The organism is Vibrio sp. 2096, assembly GCF_033339595.1.
Taxonomy (GTDB): Bacteria; Pseudomonadota; Gammaproteobacteria; order Enterobacterales; family Vibrionaceae; genus Vibrio; species Vibrio alginolyticus.
In genome coordinates, this window is the sequence record NZ_JAWOUX010000001.1 from 41,104 (window position 1) to 58,018 (window position 16,915).

The following is a 16,915-nucleotide window of genomic DNA, read 5'->3' on the forward strand; positions in this document are numbered from 1 at the left end:
CTCACTTTACGTAATTGGGAAAGGACAGATACTGCATTTTGCTTGAGGCTTTGGCGTTAATTCACAGTGTAAATTTGTTTAAAGACGCTACCCTCTTGTTAGGGAACTTGATAATCTTTAAATGAGAAAGAGAATAATTATCGAGTAAAGTAACAATGAAAAAGAAGCCTCAACCTAAAACGCTTGTTGTCACAGACACAGAAACCATCACTCCAAACATGCAGCGCATTACCTTGCAAGGTGAGGCGCTGAGCCACTTTCCTCGTGACTGCGAAGGCAGTTACATCAAATTACTGTTTAACGATATGGGCGGCGCGGATCTGAGCATCCTGTCAGAAGACGACCGACCAATCATGCGCACCTATACAATTCGACGCTTTCATCCAGAAACCAGTTCAATCGAAGTGGATTTCGTCCGACACGTAACGCAAGATCTGCAATGCGGATTTGCCGCACGTTGGGCAATGGCCGCGCAAAAAGGCGACACGATCAGCATCGTAGGGCCAGGTAGCATCTCCAACTTAAATACGGAGGCGGATTGGTTCTTCATGGCTGCCGATATGACCGCACTTCCAGCGCTTTCTGCGAAAATTCGTACGCTGCCAGAAGAGGCCAAAGGCTACGCTGTGATCAGCGTGATGTCTCCAGACGACATCCAACCCCTACACTCGCCAGCAGGCATGGAGTTGATTTGGCTAACTGAACAGCAAACCTTGGCTGATAGCGTTCGCGAACTGGAATGGTTAGATGGTAACGCTTCGGTATGGTGTGCGTGTGAGTTCGATTCAATGCGCGCGCTGCGCCAATATTTCCGCAACGAAAAAGAAGTCGATCGCGAGAATATCTACATCAGCAGCTATTGGAAAAAAGGCGTGTCTGAAGATGGGCACAAAGTGATTAAACGTGAAGACGCGGAATCCAACCAATAGTGATTCATGTCTTTTCGATTCCAGCTCTCATCCTAATAAAAACGCCCGGCATCACCGGGCGTTTTAGCGACTTCAGTTGTATTAAAGTTCATGAAAACTCTAATCCGCTAGTTCCTGCGCTAAAAAGTCGATCAACAACCTCACTTTGGGCGATAAATTTCGGCTTTGTGGATACAGTGCCCAAATGCCTTCACGGTCATCTCGGTAATCGGTCAGCACCTCGACTAGCTCACCGTTATCTAGAGCTTCTTGAACGTAATAGTCCGGCAACTGCACTAAACCCAAACCACGCTTGGCGGCGCCCATTAGCGCAAAACCACTATTGCATTTAATCCTCCCCGACACACGCAAAGACTTATCGCGTTTATTTTCCTTAAAATGCCAATAATCGACCGAACCAACTAGGCACTGATGTCGAGCCAGTTCGGATAATGTGTGAGGCTCGCCAAATCGCTCCAAATACATAGGGCTAGCACACACGTAATTTTGACGCGACGAAAGACGCTTTGCGATCATGCTGGAATCTTGCAGGCGGCCAAGACGAATCGCCACGTCTACCCCTTGCTCTATCAAATCCAGTTTTTGATTGGTCAGAACTAAATCGAGGTCCACACGCGGGTATTTCTCCAAAAACTGATGCAAGAGCGGTGCGAGGTTCATTTCCCCATAGGTCACAGGCGCTGTCACACGCAGCAAACCTCGCGGTTCGGTTTGCATTTGCGTTACAGCAAGCTCAGCCAGTTCTAGCCCTTCGACCAAGTGTTTGCACTGCTGATAATAAAGCTGTCCAGCTTCAGACAGAGAAACTTTTCGCGTCGTGCGATGCAGTAACTTAACCGCAAGACGCTCTTCCAGTGCCGATACGCGGCGACTGATTTGTGCCACTGACGTTTTCAGTTTAGCCGCGGCAGCTGTAAAGCTGTTAGTTTCCGCTACGGCAACAAACTCGCTGACTCCTTCCCAATTCGCCATGCTGTATTCCTGTCGACCTCTTCTAGACAAATAGTGATTACATTGTTCTCGTCGAGCTACGCTTTGAAAACGGGAAAACTTTACGCGTCAGGTAACGGACGAAGATCGTCGTATTGCGCATCAAGCTCAATACCAAAATATTCTTTCAACGCATCCAGGTAGGCTTGACCTGGCTCTAGCTCTATTTCTGTTAGCTCTTCATGATTGGTGCATCTGAGTGTGTAGTTAAGCAGCGTCACCAACCCACTTTCTGTCGCTCTAGCAGCGACTCTTGCGCTAGTAAAACGCGAATTAGGCGAAGTCGAGGTAAAGAAGTTGCTACATGCAATGTCACCAGCAAACACAAACTCTAGGTCAAAGCTGTATAGATTGTTCCACGTGTCCGTTCCATCGGTTGAAAGCACTTGGAGGAAATAACCAAACTGAGCATCTTTGACAAAACGGAAGGTTTGTAAATCCGTCTGAATCACTTGGTCAAGGATAAATGGCAATGGCGCTCGAGGGGTATTGGAGCCAAAACCCACATCGACAATCCATGTTTGTTCCTCTAACGTCACTAACGTGATTTGATGACTACGACCTGTTGGTGTACCAGACACATGTACACGCCCTAGCAAACTTCGCGCTTCAAACCCAAGAGTGTTGAGCACATCAAGCATTAAACCATTTAATTCAAAGCAGTAACCACCGCGAGAGTGGTACACGGTTTTTTGAATAATATCTTCAATCTCAACAGAGACGCCTCGCTGCAATGCGATGTCAAAATTCTCAAACGGCAGGCAACGATGCTGCGCCACGTGAATTCTGTGCAATGACTCCAAATCGGCGGGCAATTCACTAGGCAAGCCTAGCTTGGTTAAATAGGCACTCAGAACCGTCTTATTCATAATCACTCTTACTTAGCTGATGGGTTGATTGTTTTCTACTCTAGTCCCTCTACCTAACCTCAGGTCAATCGCCTTTTCCGTTTTCCCTTCTGTTTTGAGGAGGCATCACACTCTTGTTGTCCACTCACTTTAACATTATTACGTATATGTAAAAATCATTTTCAAAATGGACGGATTATCATTTTTACTGAAACACCTAAAATGAGCACCAACAAAACGACGCAGCGCGGTAAGCAAACCTTAACTACGCTTATTACGTCACTCCATATACTGAAAATATAAAGGAAACATCCAATGTCGCTTGAAATCAAACCTGGTCAAACTCACATAAAATCAAAAGCAATGGTCGCTTGGGCTGCAGGGGAGCCGCTTAAGATGGAAGAAGTTGATGTACAACTTCCAAAAGCTGGTGAAGTGCTAGTACGCATCGTAGCAACTGGTGTTTGTCACACTGACGCATTCACACTATCAGGTGACGATCCAGAAGGTATCTTCCCTTCAATCCTTGGCCACGAAGGTGGCGGTATCGTTGAAATGGTTGGCGAAGGCGTAACAAGCGTTGAAGTTGGCGACCACGTTATCCCACTTTACACTGCTGAATGTGGTGAGTGTAAGTTCTGTAAATCTGGCAAAACGAACCTATGTCAGGCCGTTCGTGAAACTCAAGGTAAAGGCCTAATGCCAGATGGCACAAGCCGATTCTCTATCAACGGCGAAACTATCTTCCACTACATGGGTTGTTCTACTTTCTCTGAGTACACGGTTCTTCCAGAAATCTCACTAGCGAAAGTAAACAAAGAAGCACCACTTGAAGAAGTTTGTCTTCTAGGTTGTGGCGTAACCACTGGTATGGGTGCGGTATTAAACACAGCTAAAGTTGAAAAAGGCGACACAGTGGCAATCTTTGGTCTAGGCGGTATCGGTCTTTCTGCAATCATCGGTGCTCGCATGGCTGGTGCCAGCCGCATCATCGGTGTAGACATCAACGAAAGCAAATTCGACCTAGCGAAACAACTTGGTGCAACTGATTGCATCAACCCACAAAAATTCGACAAGCCAATCCAAGAAGTGATTGTTGAAATGACAGACGGTGGTGTTGACTACTCATTCGAGTGTATCGGTAACGTAAACGTGATGCGTCAAGCACTTGAGTGCTGTCACAAAGGTTGGGGTGAGTCAGTCATCATCGGTGTTGCGGGTGCAGGTCAAGAGATCTCAACTCGTCCGTTCCAACTAGTAACTGGTCGCGTATGGCGTGGCAGCGCTTTCGGTGGCGTTAAAGGCCGCTCTGAGCTTCCAGAAATCGTGAACCGTTACATGGCTGGTGAGTTCGGCTTACAGGAGTTCATTACCCACACAATGGGATTAGCAGACGTCAACAAAGCGTTTGATCTGATGCATGAAGGTAAGAGCATCCGAACAGTTATCCATATGGATCAATAATGCTGCGTCAGGCTCTCCTTTTGGGGGAGCCTGAATTCCTTCTGCTAATTAGAGAGTTTATTCATGACCATTGAAAATGTAAGCCAAGCCAAAGTGTTTGGCGGTTGGCACAAGCAATATACACACGAATCCAATGCCCTAAACTGCACCATGCGCTTCGCGATATTCTTGCCACCTAACGCAACGAAATCGAATCCCGTACCCGCGCTATACTGGCTCTCTGGTTTAACGTGTACCGATGAAAACTTTATGCAGAAAGCGGGCGCATTTCGTATGGCAGCCGAGCTTGGCATTGCGATCATTGCACCAGACACAAGTCCGAGAGGCGAAGGTATCGCTGACGACGAAAGCTATGACCTAGGAAAAGGAGCTGGCTTTTACCTTAATGCGACGCAAGCACCTTGGTCACTGCATTACTGTATGTACGACTATGTGACTGAGGAGTTGCCTGCGATCATCGAAAGTAACTTCCCAGTCTCTGACGTGAAGTCGATTTCGGGTCACAGCATGGGCGGCCACGGAGCGCTCACCATTGGTCTGAAAAATTCAGAACAGTACCGTTCTATTTCAGCGTTCAGTCCAATCAGTAACCCAATGCAATGCCCTTGGGGACAAAAAGCCTTTACTGCTTACTTAGGCAAGGAGCTTGAAAGCTGGAAGCAATACGATGCAAGTGAACTTCTAAAACAACAACAATCACCATTACCAATTTTGGTTGATCAAGGTGATGCTGATGGCTTTTTAAATGAGCAGCTTAGACCGGAAGCGCTGATTGCTGCGGCAAAAATACACGATTCAAACCTAACCTTGAGAATGCAACCAGGCTATGACCATAGCTATTACTTCATCTCAAGCTTTATTGAAGAGCACCTCAACTTCCATGCAAAATATTTGTTTGCATAGTTAATTTAAGTAAGCTCATGAAATAAAAAATAAAGTCACCAAAACTAGGTGACTTTATTTTCTTTACGTACTAACAAATACATATCTGAATATCGATGATTTAAATATGTAAAATAATGTAACTTAAGAACAAATTCGACGTCCCATTTCTCGCCTTATTAAATTCTCATTTTCGACACAGTATCTTTATTAAAAATGATACAAAGTTGCACTAAAAAGTAATTAAATACCGCGAAATCATTACGAAACTCTACCATCATCCCAAGACTCTGAGCTTTTAATTGAGAAGCAACTTAATAACCTTGACGTGACGTAAACCGACAGTTATTTTTGAAACATAACGTATTATAAAATCTCATCCGGTTGGCTCTATAATTATAAATAAATTACCGCTAGCACCTTTGTCCTAGCTAAGAAAAAAGAATAAAACTCAAAAGGGCATATGATGAAAAAGATAGTCGCGCTAGGTCTGTTTTTTGTTGCGCCATTCTTGTCTGCAAATACGATCGTATTTAGTAGTAGCCAGCAGCCTAGTGTCATACTGGAACTGGAAGAGATCCAAGCTTTACCTACCACTAGCTACACGATGACATTGCCTTGGCTTCCTGCCTCGTCAGAGTTTTTAGGCGTTAAACTCAGCACGCTTCTTACACACGTCTACGGAAAGGTACCAGAGCAGGTTGATATCAGCAGCTTAAACGACTATCACTCGACATTGTCCCGACAAGATATTCTTCGATATCAACCAATACTGGCTTATCAACAAGATCAGAATTACATAAAAGTCAGGAATAAAGGCCCTTTCTGGGTGATATATCCACTCAATCTCTATCCAGAGCTAAACTACAATAAATATCATGCGCAAATGGTATGGCAAGTAAATGAAATAAAAGAAAAATAATAAGAATGAAGTTATCAGAACCCTATTCTAAGAAACAAAGAATATTGCAATATTCTACCACCAGCAAAATGCTGCTGGTGGTGTTTGCCGTTTCTTTGCTTCTCGCGAATGTCGTGCTTTTACAGCAAACACGTTCACTCTCACAAAATTTTAATAACGAACAAAAACAAGCGACTTGGTTTTTATTCCAACTCTCCAAAGAACTATCAGAACTTGTCGGCGAGGCCAGACGGTTAGATGAAAACGTATTGAATATTGATGGTGCAGAGCTTCAATACGAGTTAGCGTGGAGTCGCTTTGACTTATTGACCAGTAGCACGAAAGCCAATAAGTTCTTTTCTCGGAACAACATGCACCTTTACTTCATTAACCTTTTTGAAGAGTTCAAAGAGCTAGAAAAACAACTAGTAGAAGCTAGAACAGGTGACAGCCAAGCTGCTGCTGCATTTTATCGTTCAACTCAAACACTATATTTAGGCTTAATAGACTTCGTTAATCAAAACTTCCGTCTAAGCAGTAAAGCTTATGAAGCACAAAAAGGTCAAACCCAGCGCTTAATGCAAGCACAATATATGTTGTTTGCGACGTTCGTTTTGTCGATTATCTCTCTAACTTATTTCTTTTATCGTGAATCCCATTTTCATAGAAAATTGGCGCTCAGCGACCCTTTGACGAACCTAGGGAACCGCAATGCACTATTCATTACCCTAAACAAATTTACTCAAGAAAAAAGGCCCTTTTCTCTCTGGATTCTAGATTTAAATGGTTTTAAAGAAGTCAACGACACACACGGACACCAAGTTGGCGACACTGTACTGCGGGAAATCGCTAGGCGGCTTAATTCTATGGCACTCAATGATTTTACTGTTTATCGCATGGGAGGAGATGAGTTCGCGGTTATCCTTGAAGGTGAACATCTCAATGAAGAGAACGTACGTGAGCAGATAAATACCGTCTTTGATGCACAAATATTAAACTCCGATAAAGTCTCAACACTTTCAACGAGCATGGGCTTAGCGCAATACCCTAAAGACAGTGACAATGTTGACTTTCTTATCAGCATAGCGGATAAGCGCATGTACAAAATGAAATTTCAACGTTAAACGGTATATATGATGAGAAAGTTCATGCAAGTACTGCTTCTACTGGCAGTCATTGCGGCAGGTGTGTTGGCTTGGGTATTTATTCCATCGCACGAAACCATCGGGCAAAAAACGCTTGAACAGGCACTCAACGACGACTATAGCCTAGTTGGGCATCGAATCTACTCAACCGATCCGGATGCTGGCAACCGATTCGGCTACTTCGTATTGGCAACGGGCCAGAGCATTGAAGAGCAAGAGCCGTTTTTGGTCACTTCGGATCAGTTTATTCGCATGGAGCAAACGGGTGATAATACCTTGTCTGTGACCGTCAATGGCCGTATTTACCATTATCATAACGACTTGTGGGTGCCAAAATCAGACGGGAAATTGCAACACTTTTTAGTCAGCGCAACCGCCAAGTACGTACGCTAAAAACGGGAACATTACTCCCCCCCAAAAAAACAAAGCCCCGCAGTGTATGCGGGGCTTTTTACGTGAAGAAGAAAATAACATCGAAAAAATGAGCGTTACTTCGCTAACACTTTCTCTTTAATCACTTTGAGTACCCCAGCCTCTTGGTTGCTTGGCGCAGAATAACGAGCAATTTTCTTAATCTCTTCGTGCGCGTTGGCAACCGCGTACGAATGCTCACTGACTTGCAGCATTTCAAGGTCATTGAGGTAATCACCAAACGTCATTGTTTCTGCCGGAGTAAAATTCATCGTCTCTTGAAGGTGCTGAATGGCCGCGCCTTTAGACGCCTCGGCATTCATCACATCCAGCCAAATTTTTGCGCTCACTACGACTTTATGCGTTGCGCCAAACTTCGTATTCATGGTCGGGAACAGGAGCTCTTCCGAACCGTCAAAGTGACAAATTGCTACCTTAATAAACTCGTCTTCGACCTCAAGCAAATCCGGCACATATTCACAGCGGTGGTAGTACTTTTGAAATTCTTCCAGCGATTGCTGATCATGCGTTTCGATGTACGCCGAGCGCTTGCCACACAATACGATGTTCGCTCCGTCAATTTCACGAGCCGCTTTCACAATCTCCGCCACTTCCGCTTTAGGAATGGTGCAACTGTAGAGCTCTTTGTCTTGGTACATCACCAAGGTGCCGTTTTCAGCCACATACAACAGTCTGTCTTTGATTGGCGCGAACGTGTCTCGCAGACTGTAATACTGACGACCAGACGCAGCGGAAAACAAAATACCTTGCTCTTCCAGTTGCAAAAACAGATCGAAAAACTCCGGATCCAAACGACCGTATTGGTCAAGCAATGTGCCATCCATATCGGAAGCAATAAATTTGATGCGAACTTGTGACATTAACTAAAACTCTAAATGACGCTGCGAAAATATATCCATGTAAGGTACAGGATCTTGTATGAATCTCAAGTCGGGATGACGACGCCTTTCGCTATTACCAAGGATGCTGTTTAAAGTAATCTTCACTGTGATCGATGAAAGCTCTCACCGCAGGAGACAAGTGTTTACGTGATGAATACAGCGCGTAAATGTTGAGATCATTTGGCTTCCAATCCGGCAACACCGACTCAAGCTGACCCGATTTGAGATAGATATTGCTCAAGTAAGTTGGCAACATCGAAATACCCATGCCTTGTAAAGCGCCATGCAATAACGCCGTGGCCTCATTGCTGGTTAGGCGACACTCAATTCCCACCGATTCGAACTGGTCGCCCTGAGACAAATGCCACACGTGACGCTCAAAGTTTTTGTATCCCAAACAGTCGTGTGAAGATAAATCTCGCGGATGCGCGATCGCGTGGTGAGTTTGTAAATATTGCGGTGATGCTACCAACACCGATTCGCACACCGCAATCGGCTTACCAATCAAAGAAGGATCGGGATCTGACGCAATTCGGATCGCCAGATCGATGCGTTGTTCGGTTAGATCACTCACTGAATCTTGCAGATCTATGTCGATATACACTTTGGGGTGCTTTTGCATAAAACTGTTTACTACGGGGATCAACTGTGAGAATCCAAATGAAGTACTAGACGCAAGACGGATTTTTCCGGACAGCTCACCATCAACGGCAATGTTCGACGTTAATGTATCGGCCTGTTTTAACCAGCGCTCAATCTGAGGCAAGCTGCGCTCCCCTGCGGTGGTGAGGGACACCTTGCGCGTGGTGCGGTGTAACAAACGAGTTTGCAGCCAGTTCTCCATCGCCTCTACATAACGAGTTACCATTGGCCGAGACATGTCTAACCGCTCGGCGGTCGCGGTAAAACTGCCAGAATACACCACATCTACAAATACTCTTGCTGCCGTTACTCTGTCCATACATTTGATCGAAATAAGAAATAGTGACGCACATTATTGTGTATTTTTCCGAGCGTATCAATTTCCTAATATAGCTCCCGTTCCCAAGCCATGGTCGCTTGGCCCCAAATTCTTTAGGAGCTTATTATGAAAAAATTCACTTTGATTGCTGCATCCATTTTAATGGCAAGCCCTGTTCTAGCGGCAAACCACTCTCCCCTTACTCTTGAGGTTTACAACGCCGACGGTAACAGCTTCCACGTAAACTCAACCTTGGTATACGGTGAGACTGACGCCATGATTATCGACACTGGATTCACCAAAGCTGACGCGATGCGCATTGCCGCTAAAGTGCTGGACTCAGGCAAAACACTTAAAACCATTTTTATCAGTCAAGCGGACCCAGATTACTACTTTGGCGCAGAGGCCTTACACCAACAGTTCCCTGATGCGCAGATCATCACAACGCCTGCGGTTCAAAAAATTATTAAAGAGAAGTTGGCTGGAAAGCTGGCGTACTGGGGACCAAAGCTTGGCGCAAACGCACCGGTAAAACCAGTGATCCCTGTCGCGTACGATAAAGCATCATTGGAGCTAGAAGGTCATAAGATTGAAATTCGTGGTAACCATGGCACATCAGCACACCGCCCTTACCTATGGATTCCAGATAACAAAGCGATTCTAGGTAACGTAGCCGTGTACTCAAACGTACATTTGTGGATGGCAGATGCCGCTGACCAAACCGCCATCAATGCTTGGGAGCAGCAACTTAGCGAGATGCTTGCGCTTAAACCTCAAGTGGTCATTCCTGGTCACATGAAAACAGGCTCAAAGCTGAACGCAGACACCATTCGCTACTCGCAACAATACTTGCAGGATTTTCAGCAAGCGAAAAAACACAGCAATAACAGCGCTCAACTCATTGACACCATGTCAGCGAAATACCCAGAAGCTCAATTGCCAATCGCGCTAGAAATCGGTGCGAAAGTGCATACTGGTGAAATGTCATGGTAACCGTGCATTACTTCTTCGATCCCATGTGTGGTTGGTGCTACGGGGCATCACCACTCATCGAAGCCTTGATGGACACCTCTCAATTTAAGGTAGAGCTTCATCCCGGCGGTATGATTGAGAAACGCGCGATTGAATCTGAATTTCGTCAGCACATCATCAACAGTGACGCTCGTATCGCAACCGAAACCGGAGCAACGTTTGGTGAAGCATATCTGCAACGCGTGAAAAGCGAAGATGCGTTTGTTCTTGATTCTTATCTACCAACACAAGCGATCTTGAGTGCGGAGAAAATGGGGCTGAATCCATGGCACATGCTAAAGGCCATCCAATCTGCGCATTATCAGCTCGGGTTAAAAGTGAATGAAGCATCGACGCTCAAAGCCATTGCAGAATCGCTAGGTTTAACAAGTGATGCGTGGGAGCAAAACATGGCGTTAAGCGAAGCCGAACTAGATGAGAGAATTCGCTCTAGCCGACAATTGATGCGACAGTTACACGTTGGTGGTTATCCAACCCTGATTGCAGAAGTAAATGGCGAGTACTTGACCTTGCCGCACTCGGCCTACTACGACAAACCGGCACAGTGGAAGCTTGCATTACAAAAACTGCGATAAGCTCTTCCCCACTCGCTCTTGTTCTTAATCCAAGAGCGAGTGCCAACACCGACATGGCAATCCTGACTCAAACAGGTACAATCCTCGCTCGATTTTTTACTCTCGCGGATACCCACCATGCACTCGCCTGAACATTGTTTTACTCGTTTTACTGCTGATATTTCTGGCTATGAATTGCCAACGCAGTTTACGTTTCCGTTCTACTACACGCCGCATCCTCTTTGCGTTATGGCCGCAAAGCAATTGCAACAGCACTTATTAGCGCAAACCGACTTCGAACACGATTTTGGTTTGGTTAATGAAGAAACGGGGCGAGGCAAAATGTTTGGCGTATTACTAGTAGAAAGCCCTCAAGGCGATCTCGGCTTTTTAAGTGCGTTTTCTGGCAAAATTGCTGACCAAAACTTGATTCCAGGATTTGTCCCTCCTGTGTACGACATGCTGACCGATGAAGGCTTCTTCCGCGCAGAAACGGATGCCATCAACGCCGCCAATGCGGAGTACAAAACCTGTGCCGCGAATCCGGAATTAGCGGATCTTAAAGCGCAAATCCAAGCCGACCGAGCCGCTTATCAGCAAGAGGAGCAAACACAGCGCCAAGTGATGATTGATGGCCGAGCAGCACGCAAGCGACAGCGCCAACAGGGCGAGCAAACGCTCAATGCCGATGACCTCAAAATCTTGTTGGATGAGTTGGGTAAACAAAGTGTCGCCGAGAAAAACGTTCTCAAATACTTAAAGCAAGCGTGGGATGAAAAGCTTGCAATCAAAGAAGCGCGATTGGCCGAGTTAGAGCAGCAACTTGCTCATCTGAAAGAGCAGCGCAAGACACTCTCCAACGCTTTGCAGCACAAACTGCATAAACAATACCGCTTTCTAAACAACCATGGCGAAGCACGCGACTTGGTGGACATTTTTGCGGACACCACAAACCCAGTCCCACCAGCAGGTGCGGGGGAATGTGCTGCGCCAAAACTGCTTCAATACGCGTTTAAACACGAATTCAAACCGCTGGCGCTGGCAGAATTTTGGTGGGGTGTGTCGCCAAAGTCTGAAGTTCGCCAACACAAAAAATTCTACCCATCGTGCAACAGCAAATGTCAGCCGATTTTAGGCCATATGATGCAAGGGCTGGACGTCGAACCCAACCCATTAGCGGAGAATTGGGCAGAAGACAAAGAGCTGGAGATAATCTACCAAGACGACGCTATGGTCGTCGTCAACAAGCCCTCGGGCTTACTTTCAGTGCCTGGTAAAACTATCAAGGACTCTGCTTATACGCGCCTACAAGCGATGTACCCTGATGTGGAAGGGCCGTTTGTGATTCATCGCCTCGACATGGCGACCTCTGGCATTTTGGTGTTTGCCTTAACCAAGCGCGCGAACAAAAGTCTGCAAAAACAGTTTATGGCTCGCGGCGTAAAAAAACGTTATATGGCAATGCTCGAAGGCGTATTAAACGAGCCTGAAGGGGAAATCTCACTGCCAATGCGTGGTGACCCTGACGACCGCCCACGTCAACTGGTGTGTTTTGAACACGGGAAACATGCAGAAACCTACTGGCAACTGATTGAAGTCAAAGATGGGCGCAGCAAGGTATACATGTATCCGAAAACCGGGCGTACTCACCAACTACGTGTACACAGTGCTCATCACATGGGGTTAAACATGCCGATGGTTGGTGATGGTTTATACGGCGAAAAAGCCAACCGCTTACACCTGCATGCTGAGATGCTAGAGCTGGATCATCCATACAGCAAAGAGCGCATGGTGTTCCAAGCTGAGTGCGAATTCTAACGTCTTCCCGATTTTAAATAACAAAAAGGCACTGACTAACAGTGCCTTTTTTGGTTTCTAACAACAGAATAGGCGTGATGCGCAATACCGAAAACCGTTAGCTCACCTTAAACTTGGTCCACACCTGAGAGCGCCAACGTCTTGCCATGATGATACCACGTACCCATTCATCGAGTGCGATTGCCATCCAAGCCCCTAAAACGCCATAACCCAAGTGGATGCCAAAGATGTAAGAGAAAAGCACGCCTAGTCCCCACATACTCAAAATCCCCATTTGCACTGGGAACTTGATGTCACCCGCGCCTTTGAGCCCCGCGATAAAAATCAGGTTAAACACACGTCCGGCCTCGAGCAAAATTGAGCCCATGACTAACGAACCTGCCAATGCGAGTATCTCTGGTTGATCGGTAAATACGCGCAGAATCTCTTCTCTAAACAGGTAAATCAGTGTGGTTGCCGCCGTTGATGCCACAAATCCCACTAAGAAGTAGATTTGTACGCGTTTTAAAATGCTGCTCACCCAACCTTTACCGATGTAGTAACCAGTCTGAATTTGCGCTGCCTGACCAATTGCCAACGCGAAAGCAAACGAGAAACGGGCAATGTTTTGTGCATAAGTGAAAGCCGCCAACGATGCCGTCCCCATTTGCACCACAAAATACACAATGCAGATTTGCGCCACGTTGTAAGACAGCACTTCACCCGCGTTCATGCCGCCGATTTTTAAGATCTTTTTGTAAATCTCTGCGGGCACTTGTTTCATGGTCGACATCGGTAGTTCAATGCTGCTGCGAGCGAGAATAAACCATAACATTAACGTACCGATGACTTGGCTGACGACGGTTGCTATTGCTACACCTTGCACACCATACACAGGTAAACCGAATGGCTGGTAAAGCGCAATATAGTTACCAATGATGTTGAACACACCCGAGATCAAATTCACCACCATTGGGGAACGTGAATAACCATGACTACGCAGAATAGTTGTAAAAACAACGCCAATCGTAACGTTAAACGTCATCGCACCGCTTATCAGCAGATATTCATGAGCGTACTGCTCGACTTGAGCTTCCAAGCCGTAATACGGGAGTAGATATATCGCACCAAGCACGGCAATCACACTCAATAGCACACCGACGAGCACAGACAACGCAATACTCGCAACACCAACGCTCACTGACTCTTGCTCGCGTCCAGCGCCATTGTATTGGGCAATCAAAATCCCCGTACCGCTACTGACAAAGGTCGAAACGATGATTAAAAAGAAGGTAATCTGCGTGATCACACCAACAGCGGATACGGCTTTGTCTGAGTAGCCACTCAGCATGAACACGTCACTGGTTCCTAAAGCCGTCCGTAGCAAAATTTCGACAAGAATTGGCCAAGCTAATGCCACGATGGACATTCGTTGGTTGATGTTTTGGCTTTTAGGCATGCTTGTAACCTTTCCTACAACTAAAAACTGCCTCACAATATTTGTGAAGCAGTTTAAAAATAGTGACTCGAACGAAGCTCGATATGAGGTTGTGATTTAGCGCGGATTCTAGTCGCATATTGGTCATAACGACAACAATATTTCGCCCTGTTTCGGAAAAATATTTCTAATGCATTTTCGAAACGACATATGCCTTGACGATACGTAGAGCAGAGATTGGTGAACAATACTCTCAATCAACGAGCACCGAACAGAATCAGGATAATCAATAGAAATATGTCTAACTAAATGCATTACTTTGAATTATCAGTCCAACCATATAGAGCCATGAAGAACCGTCATGAAAACCTGCATGCGCCACCATTCCTCTTTGAACACTCGCACCAAATCACACTGATGGCTTTGCACTAAAAATGACTGATATCACATTTGGAAACTTTGTTGTTCTATTTATCGCGAAAATACCGCCTAGAATAAGCGTACACGTTAATTAAGCAAGGATACGTAATGTCGACATTGGCTGGGGCGCGCTTAGAAGAAATGGCGGACATCCGCTCAACAAGAAAAAAGAAAATTGTCTTTTTATGCTCCAGTATCGCCGCTGCCTGTTTAACTTATGGTTCCATTGCTCAATCACTTGAGAATAACTGGGGTTTAAGCTTTTTCCATGCTTTGTGTGCCTTGGCATGCTTAGCAATCAGTTATGTAATAAAAGTCCAGCGGCACCATCAATACGCCGACTTATGGCTAAGTGCTGTCTTAATGTTCGAAGGGTTATTGTTACTTCTGTATAACGACGCTCCGTCAGGCAAAATGTTATGGCTATATCCTATTGTCGCCACTCTGGTATTAATTAATGAGTTTAAGGTCGGTCTGTTGTTCAGTGGCACCTACATTTTACTGATCTTTTTTGGGGTCGCTTTTTTAGATCGACTGCCAGCAGCCACAGAAATCATAGAGCGGAGATTGATGCTGACCCTGATAGCGACCGCGTTTGTGTGTCACACGTTCTCGTATTACTACACGAAAGTCCTCAATTACATTCAAACACTGTATCGCGAGGGGATTGAGGAGTTAGCATATTTTGACCAGCTCACTGGGCTTGCCAATCGCTGGAGCTTTGAGACTTGGGCGCGCGCAAAGCTCGATGAAATCAAGCACTCATCTGATGACAGCATCACCGCCTTGGTTTTTCTCGATATCGATAACTTCAAGCACATCAACGACACCTACGGGCACGATATTGGTGACCAAGTACTTCAAGCCTTCGCAACTCGATTAAAAAATAACATTCGCAACAAAGACAGAAAAACCGATAAACACGACTACTCCATCGCTCGATTTGCGGGCGATGAATTTGTAATCATGCTTTACGATGTAAAAAGTAAAGATGACCTCGACAGCATCCTAAAACGGATCGTGAATCTGTTTCCGACAGGTTACCGAAGCTACGATATGATTAACGAGTTAACAATGAGTGTAGGTGCTGCTATCTATAAGCAAGATGCAAAGGATTTGTCTGAATTGACTCGATGTGCAGATAAAGCAATGTACGCAGCTAAACATACTGGTAAAAACCAGTACGCCTTTTATGAGCACTGCAATACGGAAGAACAGTCAACATCTGATGCACCAGCGGTACCAGAAGCTTGCTAATGACTAAGCGAACACATGCATCACCCAAAGCCCCACAACGAGGAATACGATTAACCACACTACTTGCAACGTTCTGTTCGGCTTGTCTTGCTGACGAGTGGGGTGATCTTTAAACGCACGGCCCTTCATTTTGCCCATTAAGCTCTTTCCTAGAGCACGTCGATAAAATTCACGTCTCTTATGAGCGGCATTGGCAACTTCGGTAAAGCGCTGTCTTTGCTCATTGGTGAGATCTTTGTCCTCGTAACGAGGAGGGAGATCAGAATGCTTGCGTTGTACTGCCATCACTTCCTCCCTGGTCGATGGGTACATTTTTATTAAGTATATACCCAAATAACCAAAAAGATGCGTTATAAGTGAAGCACATAGACGAAAAAACCACCCGAAGGTGGTTTTATGACGAGCAACAAATGAACGCTAGAAGTACTCACATAAATACGCAGTCGCTTCTTTCACTTGAAGCTCAAATGAAGAATTACCTTCCACTTCAAAAAACTCACCACTTTGATAAGTCGTCCAATCGCTCTCGCCAACACGCTTGACCACAAGCGCACCTTTTACAACCGTCATACGCTCTGGTGCTTGAGTACCAAACGTGTACTCACCAGGAAGCATCACACCAACGCTAACATCCTGATCTTTCTGGTTAAAGCCCAGTGATTTTACACTACCAGCAAAATAGCTATTTTCCTTAATATTCATTATTGGTTTCCTTATCAAAAGTCCGCTCTTTTTTACCTTGTTTCTTTCCGTTACTCAAGCTTTGAAAGCCATTAAACTCAACGTAATAACGCACATCCTTTGCTACTGAGCGAGAACCTCTTTTCACGAGGATTAATCAGGCGACCTAAACCGATCAAGAAAAACTGCGAAGTAATGAATGTGAGCAAACAACAAAACCATCAATAAGATGTGTATCTGAATGTAAAAGTGGACATTAGATCATAGTTTCGTCGTCTCAATGGCGGGATTGTTTGTTTTTAA

The 16,915-nt window shown here is 45.4% G+C and carries 17 protein-coding genes; 10 read left to right on the top strand and 7 right to left on the bottom strand.

All coding sequences use genetic code 11. The annotated features are described in order from the left end of the window. The first annotated feature begins 155 nt into the window (after positions 1-155). The gene (locus tag R7Q41_RS00230; protein WP_171342385.1) at positions 156-929 is read left to right on the top strand and encodes a siderophore-interacting protein; all 774 of its coding nucleotides are present in this window, start codon (positions 156-158) and stop codon (positions 927-929) included. Positions 930-1,028: 99 nt separating this feature from the next. On the opposite strand, the gene R7Q41_RS00235 is transcribed toward R7Q41_RS00230, so the two are convergent. Both R7Q41_RS00235 and R7Q41_RS00240 read right to left on the bottom strand, forming a co-directional pair. Then, positions 1,029-1,901 carry a LysR family transcriptional regulator gene (locus R7Q41_RS00235; protein WP_017633836.1) on the bottom strand — a complete coding sequence of 291 codons (873 nt, stop codon included), beginning with the start codon at positions 1,899-1,901 and terminating at the stop codon, positions 1,029-1,031. A gap of 80 nt (positions 1,902-1,981) precedes the next feature. Beyond that, the gene (locus R7Q41_RS00240; RefSeq protein ID WP_215810139.1) at positions 1,982-2,788 is read right to left on the bottom strand and encodes an arylamine N-acetyltransferase family protein; all 807 of its coding nucleotides are present in this window, start codon (positions 2,786-2,788) and stop codon (positions 1,982-1,984) included. 294 nt (positions 2,789-3,082) lie between these two features. Between R7Q41_RS00240 and R7Q41_RS00245 the strand changes: the two genes are divergently transcribed. The 5 genes from R7Q41_RS00245 (at position 3,083) to R7Q41_RS00265 (ending at position 7,552) form a co-directional block, all read left to right on the top strand. After that, entirely contained in the window at positions 3,083-4,231 is a 1,149-nt protein-coding gene (locus R7Q41_RS00245; protein ID WP_017821027.1) for an S-(hydroxymethyl)glutathione dehydrogenase/class III alcohol dehydrogenase, read from the top strand. Positions 4,232-4,294: 63 nt separating this feature from the next. Continuing rightward, complete coding sequence (gene fghA / locus R7Q41_RS00250) at positions 4,295-5,134, top strand: S-formylglutathione hydrolase (RefSeq protein WP_005374382.1); 840 nt, start codon at positions 4,295-4,297, stop codon at positions 5,132-5,134. A gap of 445 nt (positions 5,135-5,579) precedes the next feature. After that, the gene (locus R7Q41_RS00255) at positions 5,580-6,035 is read left to right on the top strand and encodes a hypothetical protein (RefSeq protein WP_005374384.1); all 456 of its coding nucleotides are present in this window, start codon (positions 5,580-5,582) and stop codon (positions 6,033-6,035) included. 5 nt (positions 6,036-6,040) lie between these two features. Continuing rightward, positions 6,041-7,138: a GGDEF domain-containing protein gene (locus R7Q41_RS00260; RefSeq protein WP_005383270.1), complete on the top strand. Its 1,098-nt coding sequence runs from the start codon at positions 6,041-6,043 to the stop codon at positions 7,136-7,138. Between the two features lie 9 nt (positions 7,139-7,147). Further along, a complete protein-coding gene (locus tag R7Q41_RS00265; protein ID WP_044129611.1) occupies positions 7,148-7,552 on the top strand; it encodes a hypothetical protein in 405 nt (134 codons plus the stop codon). Positions 7,553-7,647: 95 nt separating this feature from the next. Here R7Q41_RS00265 and R7Q41_RS00270 read toward each other — a convergent pair whose 3' ends face one another. Next, on the bottom strand, positions 7,648-8,451 hold the full coding sequence (locus R7Q41_RS00270; protein ID WP_025768751.1) for a Cof-type HAD-IIB family hydrolase: 804 nt from the start codon (positions 8,449-8,451) through the stop codon (positions 7,648-7,650). Positions 8,452-8,545: 94 nt separating this feature from the next. Beyond that, entirely contained in the window at positions 8,546-9,433 is an 888-nt protein-coding gene (locus tag R7Q41_RS00275; RefSeq protein WP_213880274.1) for a LysR family transcriptional regulator, read from the bottom strand. A 126-nt stretch (positions 9,434-9,559) separates the two neighbouring features. On the opposite strand from R7Q41_RS00275, the gene R7Q41_RS00280 reads away from it, so the two are divergent. The 3 genes from R7Q41_RS00280 (at position 9,560) to R7Q41_RS00290 (ending at position 12,837) form a co-directional block, all read left to right on the top strand. Continuing rightward, the gene (locus R7Q41_RS00280; RefSeq protein WP_213880272.1) at positions 9,560-10,426 is read left to right on the top strand and encodes an MBL fold metallo-hydrolase; all 867 of its coding nucleotides are present in this window, start codon (positions 9,560-9,562) and stop codon (positions 10,424-10,426) included. Next, positions 10,420-11,040, top strand: a complete 621-nt coding sequence (locus R7Q41_RS00285; protein ID WP_053303990.1) for a DsbA family protein — start codon at positions 10,420-10,422, stop codon at positions 11,038-11,040. The genes R7Q41_RS00280 and R7Q41_RS00285 overlap by 7 nt, the downstream gene beginning before the upstream one ends. A gap of 117 nt (positions 11,041-11,157) precedes the next feature. Next, positions 11,158-12,837, top strand: coding sequence for an RluA family pseudouridine synthase (locus R7Q41_RS00290; protein WP_258478772.1), 1,680 nt, complete (start codon positions 11,158-11,160; stop codon positions 12,835-12,837). A gap of 97 nt (positions 12,838-12,934) precedes the next feature. On the opposite strand, the gene R7Q41_RS00295 is transcribed toward R7Q41_RS00290, so the two are convergent. Beyond that, positions 12,935-14,275, bottom strand: a complete 1,341-nt coding sequence (locus R7Q41_RS00295) for an MATE family efflux transporter (RefSeq protein ID WP_025768746.1) — start codon at positions 14,273-14,275, stop codon at positions 12,935-12,937. A gap of 507 nt (positions 14,276-14,782) precedes the next feature. On the opposite strand from R7Q41_RS00295, the gene R7Q41_RS00300 reads away from it, so the two are divergent. Continuing rightward, on the top strand, positions 14,783-15,931 hold the full coding sequence (locus R7Q41_RS00300) for a GGDEF domain-containing protein (RefSeq protein WP_053308037.1): 1,149 nt from the start codon (positions 14,783-14,785) through the stop codon (positions 15,929-15,931). A 3-nt stretch (positions 15,932-15,934) separates the two neighbouring features. Here R7Q41_RS00300 and R7Q41_RS00305 read toward each other — a convergent pair whose 3' ends face one another. Together R7Q41_RS00305 and R7Q41_RS00310 are read right to left on the bottom strand one after the other, a co-directional pair. Then, positions 15,935-16,216, bottom strand: coding sequence for a hypothetical protein (locus R7Q41_RS00305; protein WP_005374405.1), 282 nt, complete (start codon positions 16,214-16,216; stop codon positions 15,935-15,937). A 132-nt stretch (positions 16,217-16,348) separates the two neighbouring features. Further along, a complete protein-coding gene (locus tag R7Q41_RS00310; RefSeq protein WP_005383244.1) occupies positions 16,349-16,633 on the bottom strand; it encodes a pyrimidine/purine nucleoside phosphorylase in 285 nt (94 codons plus the stop codon). Positions 16,634-16,915 lie beyond the last annotated feature (282 nt).